3 protein-coding genes are annotated in these 2,410 nt (G+C 40.5%); 2 read left to right on the forward strand and 1 reads right to left on the reverse strand.

The window, feature by feature from the left end; all coding sequences use genetic code 11:
- Window positions 1–1,384, forward strand: a 1,384-nt coding sequence (locus KXD93_RS30485; protein ID WP_308726314.1) for an RHS repeat-associated core domain-containing protein, incomplete at its 5' end; no start/stop codon positions are given.
- Window positions 1,385–1,395: 11 nt separating this feature from the next.
- Window positions 1,396–2,028: a hypothetical protein gene (locus KXD93_RS30490; protein WP_258141346.1), complete on the forward strand. Its 633-nt coding sequence runs from the start codon at window positions 1,396–1,398 to the stop codon at window positions 2,026–2,028.
- Window positions 2,029–2,230: 202 nt separating this feature from the next.
- Here the strand turns inward: KXD93_RS30490 and KXD93_RS30495 are convergent.
- The coding region (locus tag KXD93_RS30495) for a hypothetical protein (protein WP_258141347.1) at window positions 2,231–2,410 on the reverse strand (180 nt) is incomplete at its 5' end.

A 2,410-nucleotide genomic window follows, 5' to 3' on the forward strand; every position in this document is an offset into this window, starting at 1 on the left:
TCTGCTTAAAAAGCAGGTTTACAAAACAGGCACTACTACGCAGGTAACCGATTATGTTGATGGGTTTGTTTACATCAATGGCACCCTAAGCTATTTTCCTATCCCCGAGGGCCGGGTGCTGAACAGCGGCGGTACTTTTACACAGGAATTCATCATCGGCGATCAGCAGGGCAACGCGCGGATCAGTTTCAAAAATAACGGCAGCAATGTCGCGGTGGTAACACAGGAAAACAGCTATTACGGTTTTGGGATGGCTTATATTACCAGCACCGTGCCGATACCTACAGTACCCAACAAACAGCTATACAATGGCGGCAGCGAATGGCAGAATGACTACAGCAACATGCCCGATTATTACCAAACTTTTTTCCGCAATTATGACGCGGTTTTAGGTAGATTTGTGGGGGTGGATCCGGCACCGGAAGGCGCAAGCGATTTGACGACTTATAATTACGCAGGGAATAACCCGATCAGGTTTAATGATCCGATGGGGGATTATCAGTTGCCTGCAACCGGCGGCGTCAGGTCTGATTTACTCGGCGGCATGTTGGGTGATCCATACATGGGTGCGCCAATGGGAGCAAGATCGGATGCATGGCAAATGGGAGATGATAATATTGGCAACGGCAGTATTCAGGGTGATGTTGATAGAGATATTGCTACAGCGCATGGAGTTGACCCTGATGGCGTTAACGAGGGCAGATATTTAACAACCGATGCATCCGGTACTGCCAGCCAAAATTATGGCATGGCTCGAAGTAATGCAATTGCGTTACATGGTGCCAATAATGTGGGAACTTTAGATGGTAATTTATATGTAAAAAGGCAGTTTGGGATAACTGATGAAAGAGGCAAAGTTTGGGATACAGGGTATGATCTTGTTAAGGTTCAGGCTAATCATGGGGGAGAATTCAACTATTTAGATCCGAGTTCTATAAACCTTGTGTATGGAACTAAGGGGCCTAATAAGATTCCTATGTATTTTGCAACTCTTACATTGCCCTCTTATTTCAGTAACGGCCTTCCATTTGCAGTAAAAATTGGTGGGAAAATTGAAAAAAGCGTTAATGTGAAATTCAAAAGCATGTCTATCGGTCTTAATATGAATCAGGTTGGAAAATATTTTAGTCAGGTTGGATTTGAGGGGCTTCAAAACACCATAGCATATTCTTTTGACGAGGCAGGAAAAACTATTCTGAGCATGTTAGGCTCTGGCTTAATTCAGAGCTATGATAGTGGAACTGCTACAGAAAAGTTTTTTGAGTTGTTTCAATTTAATATGCAGCAAAACTTTCGCGCTAATGATATTGGCGTTTACCAAAATTTCCCTATTCCAGGGGCTCCTAAATCTACATTGCAATTTATTGACTCTAGAACTTGGTAACGTATTGAATTATGGAATATAATGACATTTTTAATTTGATTTCGAATTATTATTTTATAGATAATGGGGATCATAATGGCGAGTATACGCCTTTCATTGACGAACGATCTAAAATTGAAATAAATATCAAAGAAGTATTGCCGCATATTATAAGTAAAAGTGAGCAGTTAGTAAAAGAAATCGAATTAACTTTTCCCCAAATTTTAGCGATTAACCATGGTTCGTTTGCGGCTGATACTTGTTACACAATCGTATTGTCTGTTTCTCAAGAGGAATTTGAGCGAGTTAGTTTTACGCGAGAGTTCTACTGTCAATTTAGCATGTTAGCAAATTACTTTTGTCTATATGGTAAAGATACTATAGTATTGAATGATGATGGATATTCGCTTTATTTTGATCCCATAATAACTATCTCCCCCAAAAATCTTTACGAAGATTTTTATTCAACATCTCGGAGTATTGTAAAAGAAGCATTTCCTAATTACACTTTCCTGCCATATTTATTCTTACAGAAAAGGATTGCGGGTCTTAAAATATTCACAACCTTTTTAAAGGAGAATCAATATACAAGTGTATATCAAGCATTATTTACGCCTGAAAATATAACAGATTATAAGTTAATAGGCGACATTTTATATAAGTGAATTACATTTATGCAAATGCTATCCCGGCCACTGCCGAGCGTTGTTGTTTAAGAGTTGCCCCAACTTGGCGCGAGTATGCAGCGCAGGCCAAAAGCGTAAAGGCGTACTCGTGACACCGCGTTTAGGTAGTTAATATGCTATGTTGCAAAATGCCAAAAGTGAAAAAAATACCGCTTGCCAAATAACCGGCAATGCGGTATTTTTATTTAGCTATTTTAGCTGATGCGGAGGTAAGGTAAACCATTGGCATTTTGCATATTGGTTGGCGGGTACAAACCATAGGCATTAAGGAATGGTCCTTCCCTGGCGCGAGTATGCAGCGCAGGCCAAAAGCGTAAAGGCGTACTCGTGCCCCGCGTTTAGGTAGCCAACGTGCTATGTT

The sequence above is a fragment of the Mucilaginibacter phenanthrenivorans genome (assembly GCF_024721155.1).
Taxonomy (GTDB): Bacteria; Bacteroidota; Bacteroidia; order Sphingobacteriales; family Sphingobacteriaceae; genus Mucilaginibacter; species Mucilaginibacter phenanthrenivorans.